The 18104-nt window shown below is 67.2% G+C and carries 17 protein-coding genes; 7 read left to right on the forward strand and 10 right to left on the reverse strand.

Annotation, left to right across the window (positions count from 1 at the left end; genetic code table 11):
* Nucleotides 1-77 precede the first annotated feature (77 nt).
* The 8 genes from QFZ33_RS22960 to QFZ33_RS22995 all read right to left on the reverse strand — a co-directional run bounded on the left by QFZ33_RS22960 (nucleotide 78) and on the right by QFZ33_RS22995 (nucleotide 10038).
* On the reverse strand, nucleotides 78-698 hold the full coding sequence (locus tag QFZ33_RS22960) for an MBL fold metallo-hydrolase (protein ID WP_307031299.1): 621 nt from the start codon (nucleotides 696-698) through the stop codon (nucleotides 78-80).
* Nucleotides 695-1834, reverse strand: a complete 1140-nt coding sequence (locus QFZ33_RS22965) for an S-(hydroxymethyl)mycothiol dehydrogenase (protein WP_307031301.1) — start codon at nucleotides 1832-1834, stop codon at nucleotides 695-697. Before QFZ33_RS22965 ends, QFZ33_RS22960 begins: the two co-directional genes overlap by 4 nt.
* Before the next feature lie 58 nt (nucleotides 1835-1892).
* Nucleotides 1893-3533, reverse strand: coding sequence for an APC family permease (locus QFZ33_RS22970; RefSeq protein WP_307031302.1), 1641 nt, complete (start codon nucleotides 3531-3533; stop codon nucleotides 1893-1895).
* A gap of 152 nt (nucleotides 3534-3685) precedes the next feature.
* Entirely contained in the window at nucleotides 3686-5227 is a 1542-nt protein-coding gene (locus QFZ33_RS22975) for an aldehyde dehydrogenase family protein (RefSeq protein WP_307031303.1), read from the reverse strand.
* 9 nt (nucleotides 5228-5236) lie between these two features.
* The gene (betA, locus tag QFZ33_RS22980) at nucleotides 5237-6952 is read right to left on the reverse strand and encodes a choline dehydrogenase (protein WP_307031305.1); all 1716 of its coding nucleotides are present in this window, start codon (nucleotides 6950-6952) and stop codon (nucleotides 5237-5239) included.
* A gap of 382 nt (nucleotides 6953-7334) precedes the next feature.
* Nucleotides 7335-7919, reverse strand: coding sequence for a TetR/AcrR family transcriptional regulator (locus QFZ33_RS22985; RefSeq protein WP_307031307.1), 585 nt, complete (start codon nucleotides 7917-7919; stop codon nucleotides 7335-7337).
* A gap of 38 nt (nucleotides 7920-7957) precedes the next feature.
* Nucleotides 7958-9358 (reverse strand): sensor histidine kinase, encoded by a 1401-nt coding sequence (locus QFZ33_RS22990; RefSeq protein ID WP_307031309.1) that lies wholly within the window; start codon nucleotides 9356-9358, stop codon nucleotides 7958-7960.
* Nucleotides 9355-10038, reverse strand: coding sequence for a response regulator transcription factor (locus tag QFZ33_RS22995; protein ID WP_307031311.1), 684 nt, complete (start codon nucleotides 10036-10038; stop codon nucleotides 9355-9357). The genes QFZ33_RS22990 and QFZ33_RS22995 overlap by 4 nt, the downstream gene beginning before the upstream one ends.
* 483 nt (nucleotides 10039-10521) lie before the next feature.
* Here QFZ33_RS22995 and uraD point away from each other — a divergent pair, with 483 nt between their 5' ends.
* Genes uraD through purM form a run of 6 tightly spaced genes read left to right on the forward strand, consistent with a single transcriptional unit; the run spans nucleotide 10522 to nucleotide 15670 of the window.
* Nucleotides 10522-11019 carry a 2-oxo-4-hydroxy-4-carboxy-5-ureidoimidazoline decarboxylase gene (uraD, locus tag QFZ33_RS23000; RefSeq protein WP_307031312.1) on the forward strand — a complete coding sequence of 166 codons (498 nt, stop codon included), beginning with the start codon at nucleotides 10522-10524 and terminating at the stop codon, nucleotides 11017-11019.
* The gene (gene uraH, locus QFZ33_RS23005) at nucleotides 11016-11354 is read left to right on the forward strand and encodes a hydroxyisourate hydrolase (protein WP_307031314.1); all 339 of its coding nucleotides are present in this window, start codon (nucleotides 11016-11018) and stop codon (nucleotides 11352-11354) included. The genes uraD and uraH overlap by 4 nt, the downstream gene beginning before the upstream one ends.
* Before the next feature lie 11 nt (nucleotides 11355-11365).
* Complete coding sequence (locus tag QFZ33_RS23010) at nucleotides 11366-12223, forward strand: fumarylacetoacetate hydrolase family protein (protein ID WP_307031315.1); 858 nt, start codon at nucleotides 11366-11368, stop codon at nucleotides 12221-12223.
* Nucleotides 12224-12279: 56 nt separating this feature from the next.
* The gene (locus tag QFZ33_RS23015; RefSeq protein WP_307031317.1) at nucleotides 12280-12729 is read left to right on the forward strand and encodes a hypothetical protein; all 450 of its coding nucleotides are present in this window, start codon (nucleotides 12280-12282) and stop codon (nucleotides 12727-12729) included.
* Nucleotides 12730-12776: 47 nt separating this feature from the next.
* Nucleotides 12777-14507 carry an amidophosphoribosyltransferase gene (purF, locus tag QFZ33_RS23020; protein ID WP_307031319.1) on the forward strand — a complete coding sequence of 577 codons (1731 nt, stop codon included), beginning with the start codon at nucleotides 12777-12779 and terminating at the stop codon, nucleotides 14505-14507.
* On the forward strand, nucleotides 14507-15670 hold the full coding sequence (purM, locus tag QFZ33_RS23025) for a phosphoribosylformylglycinamidine cyclo-ligase (protein WP_307031321.1): 1164 nt from the start codon (nucleotides 14507-14509) through the stop codon (nucleotides 15668-15670). Before purF ends, purM begins: the two co-directional genes overlap by 1 nt.
* Before the next feature lie 136 nt (nucleotides 15671-15806).
* Here the strand turns inward: purM and QFZ33_RS23030 are convergent, their stop codons facing one another.
* Together QFZ33_RS23030 and QFZ33_RS23035 are read right to left on the reverse strand one after the other, a co-directional pair.
* Nucleotides 15807-16598 carry a VOC family protein gene (locus tag QFZ33_RS23030; RefSeq protein WP_307031323.1) on the reverse strand — a complete coding sequence of 264 codons (792 nt, stop codon included), beginning with the start codon at nucleotides 16596-16598 and terminating at the stop codon, nucleotides 15807-15809.
* A gap of 221 nt (nucleotides 16599-16819) precedes the next feature.
* Nucleotides 16820-17053, reverse strand: a complete 234-nt coding sequence (locus QFZ33_RS23035; protein WP_003803040.1) for a DUF3073 domain-containing protein — start codon at nucleotides 17051-17053, stop codon at nucleotides 16820-16822.
* Between the two features lie 329 nt (nucleotides 17054-17382).
* Here QFZ33_RS23035 and QFZ33_RS23040 point away from each other — a divergent pair, with 329 nt between their 5' ends.
* Nucleotides 17383-18081 carry a septum formation family protein gene (locus QFZ33_RS23040; protein ID WP_307031326.1) on the forward strand — a complete coding sequence of 233 codons (699 nt, stop codon included), beginning with the start codon at nucleotides 17383-17385 and terminating at the stop codon, nucleotides 18079-18081.
* The last annotated feature ends 23 nt before the right edge of the window (nucleotides 18082-18104 follow it).

Consider the following 18104-nt stretch of genomic DNA (forward strand, 5'->3'; position numbering starts at 1 on the left):
CGCCACGAAGGCGCGCCAGGGATTCCTGGCGCGCCTTATGTGTGGCGATCTTGTCTTTATTCTTACTGTGTCACCCGTTACTGGGCTACTTTGGCGAGGGTTTCGCGTTCGGCGGCGATGGTGGTGTTGTCGCCGTGTCCGGTCCGGACGGTTGTTTCCGGCGGGAGGGTGAGGAGCCGTTCGCGGATGGAGGTCAGGATGGTGGGGTAGTCGCTGTAGGACCGGCCGGTGGCGCCTGGTCCGCCGTTGAACAGGGTGTCTCCGGTGAACACGGTGTTCTCTGCTGCGAGGTGGAAGCAGGTGGAGCCGGGTGAGTGGCCGGGGGTGTGGATGGCCCGCAGCACCGCACCGCCGATCTGGAACTCGTCCCCGTCCGCGATGGTCTGGTCGGGGGTGGTGCCGGGGTAGACCTGTTCCCAGAGGACCTGGTCCTCGGGGTTCAGGTGGATCGGGGCCCCGACCGCATCGGCGACCTCGCGGGCGGCGCCGATGTGGTCGTTGTGCGCGTGCGTGAGCAGGATCGCCTTCACCGTCCGGCCCCGGACGGCGCTGATGATCGCGGCGGCGTCGTGCGGGGAATCAATGATCACGCACTCGGTGTCGTTGCCCACGATCCAGACGTTGTTGTCCACATCCCAGGTGCCGCCGTCGAGCGAGAACGTGCCCGAGGTGACGAGGTTTTCGATGGTGACGCTCATGCCGAGGCCACCGCCGGCTCGGCAGCAGCCGCCGCGGAGGCTCCTGCGGGCTGGATCTCCACAACTGAGCGCAGGACCTTGCCTTCGTGCATCTTGTCGAAGGCCTCCTCGACCTGGTCGATGGTGATCCGTTCGGAAACGAACGCGTCCAGGTCCAGGTTGCCGGCCTTGTAGTGGGCCACGAGCATGGGGAAGTCGCGGGAGGGCAGGCAGTCCCCGTACCAGGAGGACTTCAGCGACCCGCCCCTGCCAAAGACATCCAGCAACGGCAGCTCAAGGACCATTTCCGGGGTCGGCACCCCGACCAGGACCACACGCCCGGCGAGGTCGCGGGCGTAGAACGCCTGCTTGTAGGTTTCGGGCCGGCCGACGGCCTCGATCACCACATCGGCGCCGTTCCCGCCCGTGAGTGCCCGGATCGCCTCGACCGGGTCGGACGTGCGGGAGTTCACGCCGTGGGTCGCGCCGAGGGTCTTGGCCATCTCGATCTTGTTCTCGTCGATGTCCACGGCGATGATCGTGGTGGCCCCGGCGAGCCTGGCCCCGGCGATCGCGGCGATGCCCACGCCGCCGCAGCCGATCACGGCCACCGACTCGCCGCGCTTGACCTCACCGGTGTTGATCGCGGCGCCGATGCCGGCCATCACACCGCAGCCAAGCAGCCCGACCGCGGCCGGGTCGGCGTCCTCATCGACCTTGGTGCACTGCCCGGCAGCGACCAGGGTCTTCTCCGCGAACGCCCCGATCCCCAACGCGGGGGACAGTTCGGTGCCGTCCTCCAGGGTCATCTTCTGCACCGCGTTCGCGGTATTGAAGCAGTACTGCGGCTGGCCCTTCGCACACGCCCGGCACTGCCCGCACACCGCACGCCAGTTCAGGATCACCCGGTCACCCGGGGCGACCTCCGTGACGCCCTCACCCACCGCGGAAACAACACCGGTGGCCTCATGACCCAGCAGATACGGGAACTCATCACCAATCCCGCCCAGCTTGTAATGCAGGTCCGTGTGGCACACCCCGCACGTCAGGACATCCACCAGCGCCTCCCCCGGCCCCGGATCCGGCACCAGGATCGTCTCCACCGACACCGGAGCGCCCTTCGCCCTGACAACAACAGCCTTGACTTTATGAACCATGAGTTAGTGTTCCTTTTCAAGAGTCCGGGGACTCATCGGCGACAGCACCTCTGCCAATCTAGCTGACTCGTTGCGGTTCAAGATCATCTTCCATGGGATCGAGGCCGATCTCCGCACCTCCGTCTGCCCTAACCGGCAGCGGCTGACCAGCCGCACCCGACGACGGGTGGGCCCCCACGGGAGCCGCATGCTCGGCCAGGACGCCGGTCTGGTGCCTGATCTTCAGTCGGTAGAGCAGGGCCCCTCCCACGGTTACAGTGCCGACGAAGAGGACTCCGCCCCACTGCAGGTACCACTCGAACGGCGGCACTGAGTTGTAGATTTCCGGCCGCGGCCAGACCAGGTTCAGCGTCATGGCGCCGCCCCACAAGACCGCGAGGATGTTCACGGGCAGGCCCCATTTGCCGAGGCTGAATCCCGCTTCTGACCCGTCGTCCGGCAACGGCCACTTCTTGACAAAACGCCGCCGCAACATGGGAACCGTGACCAGAAGGTAGGACAGGTAGATCAGGACGATGCTGATGCTGGAGAGGATGGTGAAGATCGCCGGCTGCATGACATTGACGACCAGCGGAATGATGGCCAGGATGCCGATGACGATGGCTGCGACCGCAGGCGTCTTGCGGACCGGGTCCACCTTGCTGAGCTGGCGGCTGAACGGCAGGTTGTTGTCCCGGGCCATGGCAAACATCATGCGGATGGCGGCGGCGTGGACGGCCAGTGTGCACACCACCACGGCGACGACGATGCACGCCAGGAAGGCCTTCCCGAAGGGGCCGCCGAGGACGGAGAGCACGACGTACTGGAGGCCGCCGTCGGGCGCCCCCACCTTAGGGTCGGATAGGTCGGGGGCTGCCAGGATGCCGAAGAGCAGGATCAGGCCGCCGAGCAGGAAGGACGCCGTAACAGCCCGCAGGATGGCCTTGGGCGCGGTGCGCTTCGGATCCTTCGTTTCCTCCCCCAGCGAGCTGGCGGTGTCGAAGCCGTACATCACGTAGCCGGAGGCCATCGCGCCGATGAGGAAGACGCCGAAGAAGCCCAGGTCGTGGCCCTCACCAAAACCGGCGGTGTCAAAGAAGACCTCGGGGCCCCGGACGACGTGCCAGCCCAGGGCGAGGATGAGCAGCACGGCTGCGGCCAGTTCCACGAAGACGCCGATGCTGTTGATGCGGGTCATCAGCTTCACGCCGAAGGCGTTGATGAGCGTGGAGATGGTGATCATGATGGTGGCCAACAGAACGCCGTTGATGGCAAAGTCCAGGGGCCCGGTGCCGTCGCCAACCAGCTGGAAGCCGGACCAGAGCTGCGGCAGGGTGAGCTGCAGGGCCAGGGCCACTGACCCGAGGGCCACGATGGAGGACAGCAACAGCAGCCACCCGGCGAGCCACGCCGAGGTCCCGGAGGCCAGCCTCTTGGCCCAGTTGTAGACCGAGCCGGCCACGGGGTAGCGGCCTGCCAGTTCGGCAAAGCACAGCGCCACCATCAGCTGGCCGACGAAAACGATGGGCCAGGACCACGCATAGGCCGGGCCAGCCATGGAAAAACCAAAGTAGAACAGTTGAAAAACACCGGTGAGGATGGAGATGTAGCTGACGCCTGCGGCGAAGCTGGCGAACTTACCGATACTCCGGTCCAGGGTCTGGGCATAGCCGAACTCGTCCATGCCGCTTGAATCAGTACTCTTGCTGGGTTCCAACATCTGAACTCCTAAGTCAGAAAAGCACGATGGTGATGACCCGCGGCCGCCTTTGGACGCGGGTAACACTACACGCAGATGACACTGCACGCAGCTGTAAATCAACGGCCGGGCACCGCGCTGCAGCGCCCGGCCGTCTCCCCCAAAGGTGATGCCTAGCCGGCCGCGCCCGCCGCCGTTTCCCCGGGAGCTCCCCCGGGAGCGGAGCCGAACCATCCGCTCGGGGCGGGAGCGATGTTCTGCCAGATGTGCTTGGCCTCGCGGTACTCGGCCAGGCCCGCCTGGCCGAGCTCACGGCCGATCCCCGACTTCCCGAAACCGCCCCACTCCGCCTGGGGGACGTAGGGGTGGTAGTCGTTGATCCACACCGTTCCGTGCCGGAGGGCGCCGGCGACGCGCTGCGCCTTCGACGCGTCCGACGTCCACACCGCGCCGGCCAGGCCGTACTCGGTATCGTTTGCGATCGCGACGGCCTCGGCTTCGCTGCGGAACGTCTCGACGGTCAGCACCGGCCCGAACGATTCCTCCCGCAGCACACTCATGCCCGAACGGCAGTTGCCGAGCACGGTGGGCGGGTAGAAGAAGCCGTCCGCAAGCGGCTCCTCGTCGGGGATGAAGCCACCGCACAACAGCTCTGCGCCCTCCGCGATCCCGGCCTGGACGTAGGCGTGGACCTGCTCGCGGTGCTTGGCGGAGATAAGCGGCCCCGTCTCTGCGTCGGCGTCGAACGGTCCGCCCATCCGGATCTTTTCCGCCCGCTCGACCACCTCGGCCACAAAACGCTCGGCGATCGTCTCCTCGACGACGAGCCGCGCCCCTGCCGAGCAGACCTGCCCGGAGTGCAGGAACACTGCAGTCAGGGCGTTGTCGACGGCAGCGTCCCAGTCCGCGTCCGCGAAGACGACGTTCGGGTTCTTCCCGCCGAGCTCGAACGCGACGCGCTTCACGGTTTCGGCGGCGGCCGCCATGATCGTCTGCCCCGTGGCAAGGCTTCCGGTCAGGGAGACGAGGTCCACACGAGGGTCCGAGCTAAGCGGGCCGCCCACCCTTGACCCGGCTCCGGTGACGAGATTCGCGACGCCGGCCGGGACACCGGCCTCCGCGAGGGTCTCCATGAGCAGAATCGAGGTCGACGGCGTAAGCTCGCTGGGCTTGAGCACGAACGAGTTCCCGGCGACGAGCGCCGGCGCGACCTTCCACGCCGCCTGGAGGAGCGGGTAGTTCCACGGCGCAATGAGGGCACAGACCCCGAGCGGCTCGTACACAACACGGCTGATGGCATCCGCCCGGCCGGTGTCGATGACACGGCCGGCGTCGAGTCCGGCGACCTTGCCGTAGTACCGGAAGCACGCGGCGATATCGTCCATGTCGTACTCGGCCTCCACGAGCCGCTTGCCCGTGTCCAGCGCCTCGGCCAGCGCATAGGCGGCCTTGTCCCGCTCTAGCAGGTCCGCGACGCGGAGCATGACAGCGCCGCGCTCGATGTCCGTGAGCCGGCGCCACGGGCCGTCGTCGAACGCGGCCCGTGCGCTGGCGATCGCCCGCTCCGCGTCCTCCACCGTCGACGAGGCGACTACCGCCACCTCGCGCCCGTCCGCCGGGCAGCGCACAGTGGTGGTCCGGCCGTCGGACGACTCTTGCCAGGCGCCGTCGACGTACAGGCCCCGGGCGAGCTTCAGTTCGGTATCAATCGTCATGCTGATCCCCTAGCCCTTCGCCGCCGCGGCGACTGCTACCGGCGCGGCTCCGCCGCGTTCCAGCGGGCTCACGCCGTGCCGGTAGAACTCGGCGTGCTGGGGCGCGAGCGGCGCCTTGCCGGCGATCAGGTCGGCAGCCTTCTCGGCCAGCATCATCACCGGGGCGTAGATGTTGCCGTTGGTCACGTAGGGCATGGCCGACGCGTCCACCACGCGGAGGCCGCGGGTGCCGTGCACGCTCATGTCCAGCGGGTTCACCACGGCCATGGGATCGGAGTCCGGACCCATCTTCGCGGTACAGGACGGGTGCAGCGCCGTCTCGGCGTCACGGGCAACCCAGTCCAGGATCTCCGCGTCGGTCTGCACAGCCCGGCCGGGAGAAAGTTCGCCGCCGTTGAAGGGACCCATGGCCGACTGGCCGAGGATGTCGCGGGCCACACGGATCGCCTCGACCCACTCGCGGCGATCCTGGTCGGTGGAGAGGTAGTTGAACAGCATCGACGGATGAACCGTGGGATCGGTCGACTTGATCTTCAGGCTGCCGCGGGCGTCGGAGTACATGGGGCCGATGTGCACCTGGTAGCCGTGCTTGGCGTCCGCCTTCTGGCCGTCGTAGCGGACGGCAACGGGGAGGAAGTGGAACATCAGGTTGGGGTAGGCCACGTCCTCGTTGGAGCGGACAAACCCGCCGCCCTCGAAGTGGTTGGTGGCAGCCGGACCCTTCCGGCCCAGCAGCCACTGCATCCCGATCAGCGGGTAGCGCCAGAGGTCCAGGGCCGGCTGCATGGAAACCGGCTGGGTGCAGGCGTGCTGGATGTAGACCTCGAGGTGGTCCTGGAGGTTTTCGCCGACGCCGGGCAGGTTCACCACGGAGTTGATGCCCAGCGAGTTCAGGTGGGCAGCATCGCCGACTCCGGAGAGCTGCAGCAGCTGCGGGGTGTTGATGGCGCCGCCGGCCAGGATCACTTCACCGGCGCTCACCTGGTGGGTCTTGCCGTTGCGCCGGTAGGTGACGCCGGTGGCCACGTTGCCCTTGAAGTTGACCTTGGTGACGAGTGCACGGGTAAGGACGGTCAGGTTCTTCCGGCCGAGTTCGGGCCGCAGGTAGGCGCGGGACGCGGAGAGCCGCTGGCCCTTGTGGACGTTCCGGTCGAACGCGGCGAAGCCCTCCTGGCGGTAGCCGTTGACGTCGTCGGTCAGCGGGTAGCCGGCTTCCTGGGCGGCGGCGAAGAAGGCCTGGAACAGCGGATTGGTGGCGGGGCCGCGCTCCAGCACCAGCGGGCCGGAGTGTCCGCGCAGTTCATCGTCGGGATCGGCGGCAAGCGCGTTTTCCATCCGGTTGAAGTACGGGAGGCAGTGCGCGAAGTCCCACGTTTCCATGCCGGCGTCGGCGCCCCAGCGCTCGTAGTCGAGCGGGTTTCCGCGTTGGAAGATCATGCCGTTGATGGAGCTGGAGCCGCCCAGGACCTTGCCGCGGGCGTGTGCCACCCGCCGGCCGCCCATGTGGGGCTCGGGATCGGACTCGTAGCGCCAGTCATAGAGCGGGTTGCCGCTGGGGAAGGTCAGCGCGGCGGGCATCTGGATGAAAAGGTCCCAGGGGTAGTCGCTCCGTCCGGCTTCAAGAACCAGGACGCTGCTCTGGCCTCCGTCGCTCAGGCGGTTGGCGAGCACGGAACCCGCGCTTCCGCCACCGACAATGACGTAGTCGTAGTTAATCTGTGTCATGCAAATTCTCCTTCTACCTGGTGCAGATCACCCGCCGGGGCGGGTTGTCCTTCATCCGGAAGCTGGCAATACACCGTGCCCCGGAGAACGTTGTGGATTCCTGAGTTGTTGCTAGATGCAGTACGGGATCGCCGTTAGCCCGGCGTGTGGTTTGACGAGACGGCCAGGGAGTTTCGCCGCGTGGATTCTTCCCTGAGCCGGAAACCGGAGGTCGCCGATGAAACGCCTTTATTTCCGCGGGGCCCGGTTTGTGTGGTGTAGGTCATACACATGCAGAGTAGTCCAGCTTGAACAACTGTTCAAGGTTAAAACTGGACATCTGTTCAAAAAATTTTGGGCATGGGCCGCCCAGGCGGAGTGTGCGTGTTTGGCTAGGGCTCCGCTAGCCGGCGAAGGCGATCTGCTCGGTGCGGGCGAGGCTCCTCCGGATGGAGGCCTCGTCTACGCCAAGGAGCGCCGTCAGCCACATGCCGTTTTGCACGACGACGATGTCAGCCGCCCGCTCCCTGCATTCATCGCTGGTGAGCTCCGGTTTGGCATTCCCTATCAGCTTCGCGAGCCCATCGAGATACCGCTCAAACGCAGCCGCGTTGATCAGCGCAAAGTCTTCATGGGCTTGCGCGAGCGCCCAAAGATGGAGGCGCAGGGACAGATATTGCGTGGTCAGGAGTTCCGGGCCGGCAACGCGCCGGAGGGCCGTACGGAGCTGCTCGTCCGGGGGCGACGCGGGGTCGGCAGCGACGAGCATGAGGTCGTGCTCGTCGATCCGGCGCAAGGCCGCACGGATCAAGCTCGACTTGTCCTCGTAGTAATAATTGACGAGGCCGAGTGCGACCCCGGCTTCGCGGGCCACAGCGCGCATATTCACACCTGAGATGCCGTGGCGTGACAGCAGACCCAGCGCCGCTTCGAGAATGCGCGCCTGCCTGTCAACCTGTTCGCCGGAGTTCACGGTGCTTGTATCCACTTGGCCAGAATATGGCGAAACCCGTCATGGTGCATCCGTCAGGGGCGTGGGGCGGCCTTGAATGTGACGCGGGCGTCCAGGCCCGGGGCGCCTGGTCGGGCTTCGAGGTACGCCGCCGCACCGCTGGCCTCTGCGAGCTGCTGGACGATGGCCAGGCCCAGGCCGCTGCCCTCCGACGTCGACTGGCCACGCCAAAAGCGGTTGAAGGCCTTCTGCCGGTCTTCCTCGGAAAGCCCGGGGCCGTCGTCGAGCACGTGAAGCTCGTAGCCTCCCGAAGTACCGCCGGGGCGGACCACGAGGCGGATCTCCGAGCCCGGCGGCGCCACGGCCAGCGCGTTGTCGATGAGGTTGTCGATGATCTGTTCCGCCGCGCCGGGCATGGCCACCACCCTGGCCTCAGGAACCGCGTCCAGGACCGTCCGCACCCCGCTTTCCTCGGCCAGCGCTTCCCACTGCTCCACGCGGTTCCGGGCGATCTCGCTGAGGTCCACATCCTCCCGGTCCACATTGCGGCTGTCCGCCCGGCTCAGGAGGAGCAGGCCGTCAATGATGAGCTGGAGCCGGTACGTCTCCTCCAGCGAGTCTGCCACCATGACGCGCGCACCGTCCGGATCATTACCGACGGCATCCACGGCGTTCTCCAGCCGCAGCCGCAGCCCCGTCAGCGGGGTGCGCAACTGGTGGGACGCGTCGCTGGCGAACCCCCGCTGCTGCTGCAGCAGGTGCTCCAGCCGGTCCGCCATCTGGTTGAAGGACCGGGCCAAGGTGCGCAGCTCCGGCGGCCCCTGTTCCTCCTCAGTGCGGGTGGCGAGGTTGCCTTCCGCGAGCAGTTCGGTGGCCTTCTCCAGCCGTTTGATCCGCCTGGTCACGGCCCCGGCCATCAGGTAGGCCAGCAGTCCGGCGAGCAGCACGGTGGTGCCGGCAACCGCCCACATAACCCTCAGCTGGCCGGAGACGCGGTCGTCCACCACGGACGCCGGGTAGGTCAGGCGCACTGCACCGGTGATGTTCTCGCCGCTGAGGACGGGAACCGTCACGTACAGCAGGTCGAATCCCAGCGTGTCCGAGTGCCGCTGGCCGGAGGTGATCTGGCCGGCGAGCGCGGCGGAAATTTCGGGGCGCGAATGGTAGGGGGCCCCGGTAGCCGACTGGTCGTCGTCGGACGTTGCCACGGCTGTACCGGAACGGTCCACCACCACCACGCGGGCCCCGCTGGCGTGGCCGTAATCGCGGACGGCAGCGGCCACGGTCCCGGGTTCCGAAGCGCCCGTTTCGAGCAGCTGCCGTGCCCGCCCGCTGAGCAAAAAGGCGTCGCGTTCAAGTGAGGTGGCCAGCCGGTCGCGTTCCACCCGGACGAGGTAGCTGCCCAGCGGTATGTCCTGCACCAGCACCACCAGAAGCGTGATGGCCATGAACACGGAAATCAGCCGCCATCTCATCCGGGCACGTCCAGCCTGAACCCTACGCCGCGCACCGCCTCGATCCAGCGGGGGTCGCCGAGCTTCTTGCGGATGGCTGCCACGTGCGCGTCCAGGGTCTTGGTGGTTCCGTACCAGGTGCCGTCCCACACGGCGCGCAGAATGTCGCTGCGCTGGCACACGGCGCCGGGGTCCTCCGCGAGGTAGTAGAGGAGCTCGAACTCCTTGGCGGTGAGATGGATTTCGGTCCCGTCCACCTGGACGCGGCGGGAACGCTGGTCGATGCTCAGGGTGCCGATGACGCGTGCGCCATCAACCGGCGGGGCGGTCTCGGACTGCGGGTCGGCCGTGCGCCGGGCCACCGCCCGGATCCGCGCGACGAGCTCCCGCATTCCGAACGGCTTCACCAAGTAGTCGTCTGCCCCCAGCTCCAGGGCCAGCACCCGGTCGATCTCCTCGTCGCGGGCACTGACAACGATGATCGGCGTCATGGTCAGGGACCGGATGGACCGGCAGACGTCCGTGCCGTCCATGTCCGGCAGCCCCAGGTCAAGGAGCACGAAATCAGGGCTGGAGGAGCGGACCTCGGCGAGCGCCCCTGCCCCGTCGGCGACGTGCCGGGCCTGGAAGCCGGCCCTGGTCAGGCCCTCCAGCACGCCGGCGGCCACCGATTCGTCGTCTTCAACCACCAGGATCTGCATATCCGATTATCTTCCGGCCGGAACGGCGCCGCGGCGGATAGCCACGGCCAGGACAGGCTACTTCTTCGAGCTTTGACAATTCTTGGCCCCTCGAGGCCCCCAGCCACCCCCCTCCATCGGACGCCAGCACCCCCTCCATCCCCCAACCCCTCCTCAGATCCTGCAGGAAAAACGTAGACCCTTCCGCAGATCCTGCAGGAAAAGCCCAAACCCTTCCGCACCGATTGCGGAAGCGTTGGCCAAAAGCCTGCAAAAGGTGAGGAGGCGTCCGGGCAGACACGGCGCCCGTGCGCACTCAGCCCCTGCTGTAGTCTCTTGACACCGGCGCACCTGCTCGGCTTCACTATTACGTATGCTGAAATAACAGTTCCATGATGCGGAACTCGGCGATCCCTCGACGAGGGGTTGGCGATCGCCGGGAGAGGACCCGGATCTCCGCATAGCCGTCACCATGGATGCCAGCATCTGCTTGAGGATCACAACGTGAAGCTTGCCGAATTCAACGCCGCGGACAGGGACGCCGCCAGCGCAGTCCTGCGCCCCTGCATCGACGTCCCCCGCTGGGTGGACCAGATCGCCGCTGCGCGCCCCTTCGCCTCCCGCCGGGAGCTCCTCGACGGAGCCCGGGCCGCCGCCGCGCCGTTCACACCGGACGAGGTGGAAGGCGCAATGGCCCACCACCCGAGGATCGGCGAACGCCCCGCCGCGCAAACCACGGAGGCAGCCATGTCCCGGTCCGAGCAGGCAGGCGTGGACCCGGCGGACAACGACGTGGCCGACGCCCTGGCGCGCGGCAACCGTGCCTACGAGGAAAAGTTTGGCCGGGTCTTCCTGATCCGGGCCGCCGGACGCACCGCCCCGGAAATCCTGGCAGCGCTGAACGAGCGCCTGGCCAATACCCCGACGCAGGAAGACACCATTGTCGCCCAGCAGCTGCGGGAAATCGCCCTGCTGCGCCTGGAAGGAGTGATCAGCGAATGAGCGTTTCCCACGTAACAACCCACGTCCTGGACACCGGCGCCGGACGCCCGGCGGCGGGTATCGTCGTCGTGCTTTACGCGAACGACGGCGGCAGCTGGACCCAGCTGGGCACCGGCACCACCGATGCGGACGGCCGCGCGAAGGACCTGGGACCGGAAGTCCTGGCCCCTGGCAACTACCGGCTCAACTTCGCCACCGGCGACTACTACGCCCGGCAGGGCGGCACCACGTTCTTCCCGGAGGTGGACCTGGTATTCGAGGTCACCGGCACCGAGCACTACCATGTGCCGCTGCTGCTGAGCCCGTTCGCCTACTCCACCTACCGCGGCAGCTGAAAGGAGACAGCATGCGGTTGATGCGCATTGGCCCGGCCGGCAACGAGGTACCTGTGGTCATCGACGACGACGGCCAGGGCTATGACCTGCGGCCGGTCACCCAGGACATCGACGGGGACTTCCTGGAGGCCTGGGCCGGTCAGCTCACGGACCTGGACCTGACAGGCCTCCCCCGGGTGACCCTCGACGGCAAACGGGTCGGCGCGCCCATCGCCAGGCCCGGCGCCGTGATCGGCGTGGGGCTGAACTACGCCGCGCACGCCGCCGAATCCGGCTTGCCCGTGCCGGAGCGCCCCATCATCTTCTTCAAGCATCCCAACACCGTGGTTGGTCCGGACGACGACGTCGTCATCCCGCCCGGAGCGCAGCGGGTGGACTGGGAGGTGGAGCTGGGCGTGGTCATCGGCCGGCGTGCCAGCTACCTGGCATCCGACGCTGAGGCGGCCGGCTGCATCGCCGGCTACGTCCTGTCCAATGACGTCTCCGAGCGCGAGTACCAGCTGGAGCACTCCGGGCCACAGTGGTCGCTAGGTAAATCCTGCCCCACCTTCAACCCGGTGGGGCCCTGGCTGGTGCCCGCCGCGGGAGTGGATGCGGACGGCATCCGCCTCGCTTCCTGGGTCAATGACGAGGTCCGGCAGGACAGCTCGACGGCGGACATGGTGTTCGGGCCGGCAGAACTGGTACGCCGGCTCTCTCAGTACATGGTGCTCGAACCCGGCGACCTCATCACCACCGGCACCCCGGAGGGCGTGGCACTGTCCGGTCGCTTCCCGTACCTGTTAGCCGGCGACGTCATGCGGATGTCCGGCGGGGACCTTCTGGGTGAGCAGCGGCAGCGGCTGGTCCCGGCGGGGCCAAAAGCCTGAGCAGGCTGAACCCGCCGGGGCAGGCCCGTGGCCGGGATGACAGTAGGCTAGGTGGCATGTCTTCCGACCAGCCCACCCCTGAACGGCGCGAAGTTCCTGAACGGCGCGAGATCTCCGTCCGGCGCGCCCCCAAGTATGTTCCCTTCCTGATCCTGGGCGGGCTGGTGGGCTTCGCCGCGGCGGCGGTTATTGCGTATGCCCTGCCCGGCGATGCCAGCTACGACCGCGGCGCCGTTTACGGCTTCTTCATGGTGCCGTGCGCCGCGGCCGGTGTGATTCTCGGCGCAATTTCCGCCCTGGTGCTGGACCGCACCAGCGTGCGCCGCGCCCGCCGCGGCGTCGTCGAAGCCGTGCCGGAAGCGGAGCTTTCTGCCGAAGGCACGCACCAAGCCACGGCACCGGCCACGCACCCAGCCGCAGAACCGGGCACGGCACCGGGCGGGGCCGAGCCGGGCCCCGCACCGGAGCGGACCACGGACGACGGCGAGCCCGGCCCGCGGTCATAATCCGGCGGCCGGAATTTCCCTACCTCATGACGTGAGATAATCAACCAGTGGCACGCGGCGATGGAAAACTTTCTCATGATCTTCTCCCTGGCGAAAAGGGCCCACAGGACGCTTGCGGCGTCTTCGGGGTCTGGGCACCAGGTGAAGAAGTAGCAAAACTTACCTACTACGGGCTGTATGCGTTGCAGCACCGCGGTCAGGAGTCGGCTGGCATAGCAACCAGCGACGGCAAGCGGATCAACGTCTATAAGGACATGGGCCTCGTATCCCAGGTCTTCGACGAGACCACGCTTAATACCCTGACTGGGCACCTGGCCGTCGGCCACTGCCGCTACTCCACTACCGGAGCCAGCCACTGGGCCAACGCCCAGCCCACCCTTGGTGCCACCAGCACCGGCACGGTGGCCTTGGCGCACAACGGCAACCTGACCAATACCGCCGAGCTCAACGCCATGATCCTGGAACGCAACGGCGGCCAGCTCAGCGGCGAAATGAAGCAGGGCAACACCTCGGACACCGCCCTGGTGACGGCACTGCTGGAGGGTGAAGAGGGCAAGTCCCTCGAACAGACCGCCATCGAGCTGCTCCCCAAGATCAAGGGCGGCTTCTGCTTCGTCTTCATGGACGAGGGCACCCTGTACGCCGCGCGGGACACCTACGGCATTCGCCCCCTTTGCCTGGGCCGGCTGGAACGCGGCTGGGTGGTGGCGTCTGAGCAGTCCGCCCTGGCCACCGTGGGCGCCAGCTTCATCCGCGAAATCGAACCCGGCGAATTTATCGCCATCGATGAGCAGGGTGTGCGGTCCCAGCGCTTTGCGGAGCCGACGCCGGCCGGTTGCGTTTTCGAATATGTCTACCTCGCGCGCCCCGACGCCGCGATTGCCGGGCGGTCCGTGTACGAATCCCGCGTGGAGATGGGCCGCCAGCTGGCCCGCGAGAACACGCAGGAAGCGGACATCGTCATCCCGGTCCCGGAATCCGGCACCCCCGCAGCCGTGGGCTATGCCGAAGAATCCGGCATCCCGTTCGCGCACGGCTTCGTCAAGAACTCATACGTGGGCCGCACGTTCATCCAGCCCTCCCAGACGCTGCGCCAGCTGGGCATCCGGCTGAAGCTCAACGCGCTGGAGTCCGTGATCCGCGGCAAACGCGTAGTGGTGGTGGATGATTCGATCGTCCGCGGCAACACGCAGCGCGCCATTGTCCGGATGCTCCGCGAAGCCGGCGCTGCCGCCGTGCACGTCAAGATTTCCTCCCCGCCGGTCCAGTGGCCGTGCTTCTACGGCATCGACTTCGCCTCCCGGGCAGAGCTGATCGCCAACGGCGCCACGATCGAAGAGATCTCCCAGGCTATTGGTGCCGACTCGCTGGCCTACATTTCCGAAGACGGCATGATCGGTGCCACCCAGCAGCCCCGCGAACGGCTTTGCACGGCATGCTTCACGGGCAAGTACCCCATCGAGCTGCCGGGCTCGGACAAACTGGGCAAGAACCTGTTGGAGCGCACGGATCTGGGCGGCCTGCCGGCCACCTCGGCCGGCGGCGCTCCGGCTGCCTCCGGTGACGCCGCCGCGGAAGCCTCCATCGAACCGGCCCCCGCCACACCGGGCAATCCGGACAGCATCCCCGTCACCGAGGACCCTGCCGAGAAGCCGGGCGCCACCGGCTGTGATCCGGGGCCGGATGCCGAGTTCGAGAACCTGCTCACCGACGCCGATCGCGTCCCCGATCTCCACCACGACGCTGCGACCGTCGGCGCTGACAAGAAAGAGTCCTGATGACTTCCGCTTCCTCCACTGCTGACATGAATGCTGCCCAGAACAACACCGGCATCACCTACGCGGCCGCCGGTGTGGATGTCGAGGCTGGCGACCGCGCCGTCGAGCTCATGAAGGACGCCGTCAAGGCGACCCACAACGCATCGGTGATTGGCGGCGTCGGAGGTTTCGCAGGCCTGTACGACGTCTCGAAGCTGCTGACCTACAAGAAACCCCTGCTCGCCACGTCCACGGACGGCGTCGGCACCAAGGTGGCCATCGCCCAGGCAATGGACATCCACGACACCATCGGCTACGACCTCGTGGGCATGGTGGTAGACGACATCGTGGTGGTGGGCGCCGAGCCGCTGTACATGACCGACTACATCGCCTGCGGCAAGGTGGTTCCGGAGCGCATCGCGGACATCGTCCGCGGCATCGCAGCCGCCTGCTCGGTTGCCGGCACCGCCCTGGTTGGCGGCGAAACCGCCGAGCACCCCGGCCTGCTGGGTGAGCACGAGTACGACGTCGCCGGTGCCGCCACCGGCGTTGTTGAGGCAGACGCCCTGCTGGGGCCGAACCGCGTCCGCGAAGGCGACGTGGTGATCGGCATGGCTTCCTCGGGCCTGCACTCCAACGGCTACTCCCTGGTCCGCCGCGTCATCAACCACGCCGGCTGGGCCCTGGACCGCCAGGTCTCCGAACTTGGCCGCACCCTGGGCGAGGAACTGCTGGAACCCACCCGCGTCTACGCCGCGGACTGCCTGGACCTGGCGCGGGCCTTCCCCGTCACCGCGGACAAGGCCGTGCACGGCTTCAGCCACGTCACCGGCGGCGGGCTCGCCGCCAACCTGGCGCGTGTGCTGCCGCAGGGCCTCGTGGCCACCGTTGACCGCTCCACCTGGGAGCTGCCCGCCATCTTCAAGCTTGTCTCGGAGCTGGGCCGCGTCCCGCTGCCCGACCTGGAGCGCACGCTGAACCTCGGTGTCGGCATGGTGGCCGTGGTCTCCGCCGAAGCCGCAGACGCCGCCGTGGCCCGCCTGAACGAGCGCGGCCTGCCGTCCTGGATCATGGGCGCCATCAGCGCCGATTCCGACGCCGTGGTCAAGACCGGCCCGGACTACGTCCAGGGCGCCAAGGGCGTGGACGGCGGCGCCGTCCAGCTGGTCAACTCCTACGCGTAACTAATATATCGAGGGCTCCCCCACTGCCGGTTTATTCACAACGGCGGTTGGGGAGCCCTCGACGTTTAAGCCGCCGCCTGGGCCACGCCGGCAGGGTTCCCTGGCCGAGCTTGCGAGGCGAGGGGGCCGGTGGGGACTAGACCTCCAGGACGCTGAACACGCCGCCCTGCGGGTCCTTCAGGGTGGCAATGGTGCCCCCGTCGTCGTCGAACTCCGGCTCCACCAGCACCTCGGCTCCGGCCGCCACGGCCGACAGCACCGCTTCCTTGACGCTGGAGACGCCGAAGTAGACCTGCCAGCCACGGCTGCCGGGTTCGCCGTCCTCGTCCTCGTCCTCTTGCGGGGCAGGGGCAATGCCTGCCACCTCGGTGCCGTTCACCAGCAGCGTGGTGTACGTGCCGCCGTCGTCCTGCGGGTATTCCGTCACCTCATGACCGAACAGGTGCTGGAAAAACCCGACGGCGGCCTGCGGCTCGGGCGTGAGCAGTTCGGCCCAGGCGAATGCGCCGGGCTCGTTGTGCCGCCCGCTGCCGGGGTGGGTTCCGGCTTGCCAGATACCGGTGGCACCGCCGCCTGGCGGCTCCACAAACACCATGGTTCCGGTGTCTCCGATGCCCTCTGGTCCGAACTGCACCACACCGCCCGCATGGTCGGCTTCCTCCGCGGTGGACCGGGCGTCGTCCGTGGCAAAGTAGATGTTCCACCGCGCGGGCCGCTGTGTGTCACCCTGCTGCGGCTGCGGTGCCACCGTCGCCACGACGTCGTCGTCCAGGAACGCCTTCGCGTAGCTACGGCCGTCCGGAGTGGGCAGGTCCTCGTAGCGCCACCCGAACACGGCGGCGTAGAAGGCCTTGGCGGCAGCCACGTCCGGTGTCTGGACGTCCGCCCAGCAGAGCTCTCCGAGGCTGTACCCGCTGCGCTGAACCATGCGTCCGAACCTTCCGTTGGCTGAATTCTTTCCAGCCTAGTTCCTGAGGGGCACGGTTCCTACGGCCGCGTTCCTGAGGGGCGGGTTACCGAGGGAGCATGCGCGGCAACGCCAAAGGCCCGTTGGGCACGCGAAATACTGGTGTGCCCAACGGGTCTGATAACTGTGGTGTACGACGTCGGCTCGCAGCCAACTGCCTTAAGGCAGTTCAGCGGGAACGACTAACCGATACGACGGCTGTCTACCTCGTCGTCGTCTTCATCCAAATCGTCCGCGTACTTATCCACGTAGGCTGAATAGTCCGGCTCGACCGGTTCATTCGCGAAATGGCTCGTGGCACGACTCCCCGGACCCGTGAGCTCTCGCTGTAGGGCCGAATAATCAGTGTTCGGGGAGTAGTACTTGATGTCCCGAGCCTGCTTGGTAGCTTTTGCCTTTTGACGGCCGCGCCCCATGGCGTGACCCCCTTTTGTACTTGGACCGGAGGTGGTCACCTTTGGCGATCGGTGAGGCCCCGGAATGTTTGGTCAATTTGTCGTATCCCTAGATTACATGCTTTCGGCGGCATCTGCTTGCCACGGGGGCCTCCAGAGACCGCCGCGGTCCGCTTCTCCGCGGCAATCCGGGGCTCGCAGGGATTTTTTGTTCGATAGAGTCTCCTGAACGACTGAATTAAGCGGGCATGGGAATCCGGCAATCGGCCGCCCGGGCCACCACACCGTGGAAACGCATATTGCCGGATACTCACCGCCGAGCGAACGCCAGGAAGGGGTGCCGCCCCCATATGAATGACACCGATCCCAGCCACGACCGGGAACGCGGGCCGGCCCGCGCCGTCGCTGTGCAACCCGGGCCGGAAGAGCCAAAATCAGCCGCACCGAAACAAGCGCAACCCAATGCGGTCCAGCCCAGAAGCCTCGCCGGATCGTTCCGGTCCCGGCTCGCGCAGCCCGACATCCGGCAAATCCTGCTCAAGTCCGGCTTTGTCGCTGCGCTGCTCGTGGTGGGCGGCCTGCTCGTGTGGCTCCTGACGTCACTCCTCGCCGGCGCCACCATGCAGGCGGCCAACGGGCCCGGCGCGGCAGCGGCGGATCCTTCCCCCGCTCCGGCTGCCGCGTCGCCCCGGCCCAGCCTGCCCCTGGCCAGCGTGAGCCCGCTGGATTTCCGGGTGGGCGACTGCTTCAAGGACTTCGACCCCGAAGCGTCCAAGTCCACCGTGGTTGCGTGCGCCACCGACCATTCCGCCCAACTGATAGCGATCACCCATTACGCCGACGGCGACGCATACCCCGGCCGTGACGCCATGAAGACCAGGGCCAGGGAAACGTGCCAGGCCGCGCCACTGACGGAGAAATCCAACGCCTACAACCTGAACTACCGCCTCGCGTATCCGAGCACGGCCAGCTGGGCCAAGGGTGACCGCCGCGTGGACTGCTACGTCACCGCGTCCGGGAACATCATCAAGGCAAGCCTTCTCCCCTAGCTCCCAAGGGAACCAAGGGAGCG

Origin of the sequence: Arthrobacter globiformis, assembly GCF_030815865.1 — a bacterium.
GTDB classification, from domain to species: Bacteria; Actinomycetota; Actinomycetes; order Actinomycetales; family Micrococcaceae; genus Arthrobacter; species Arthrobacter globiformis_B.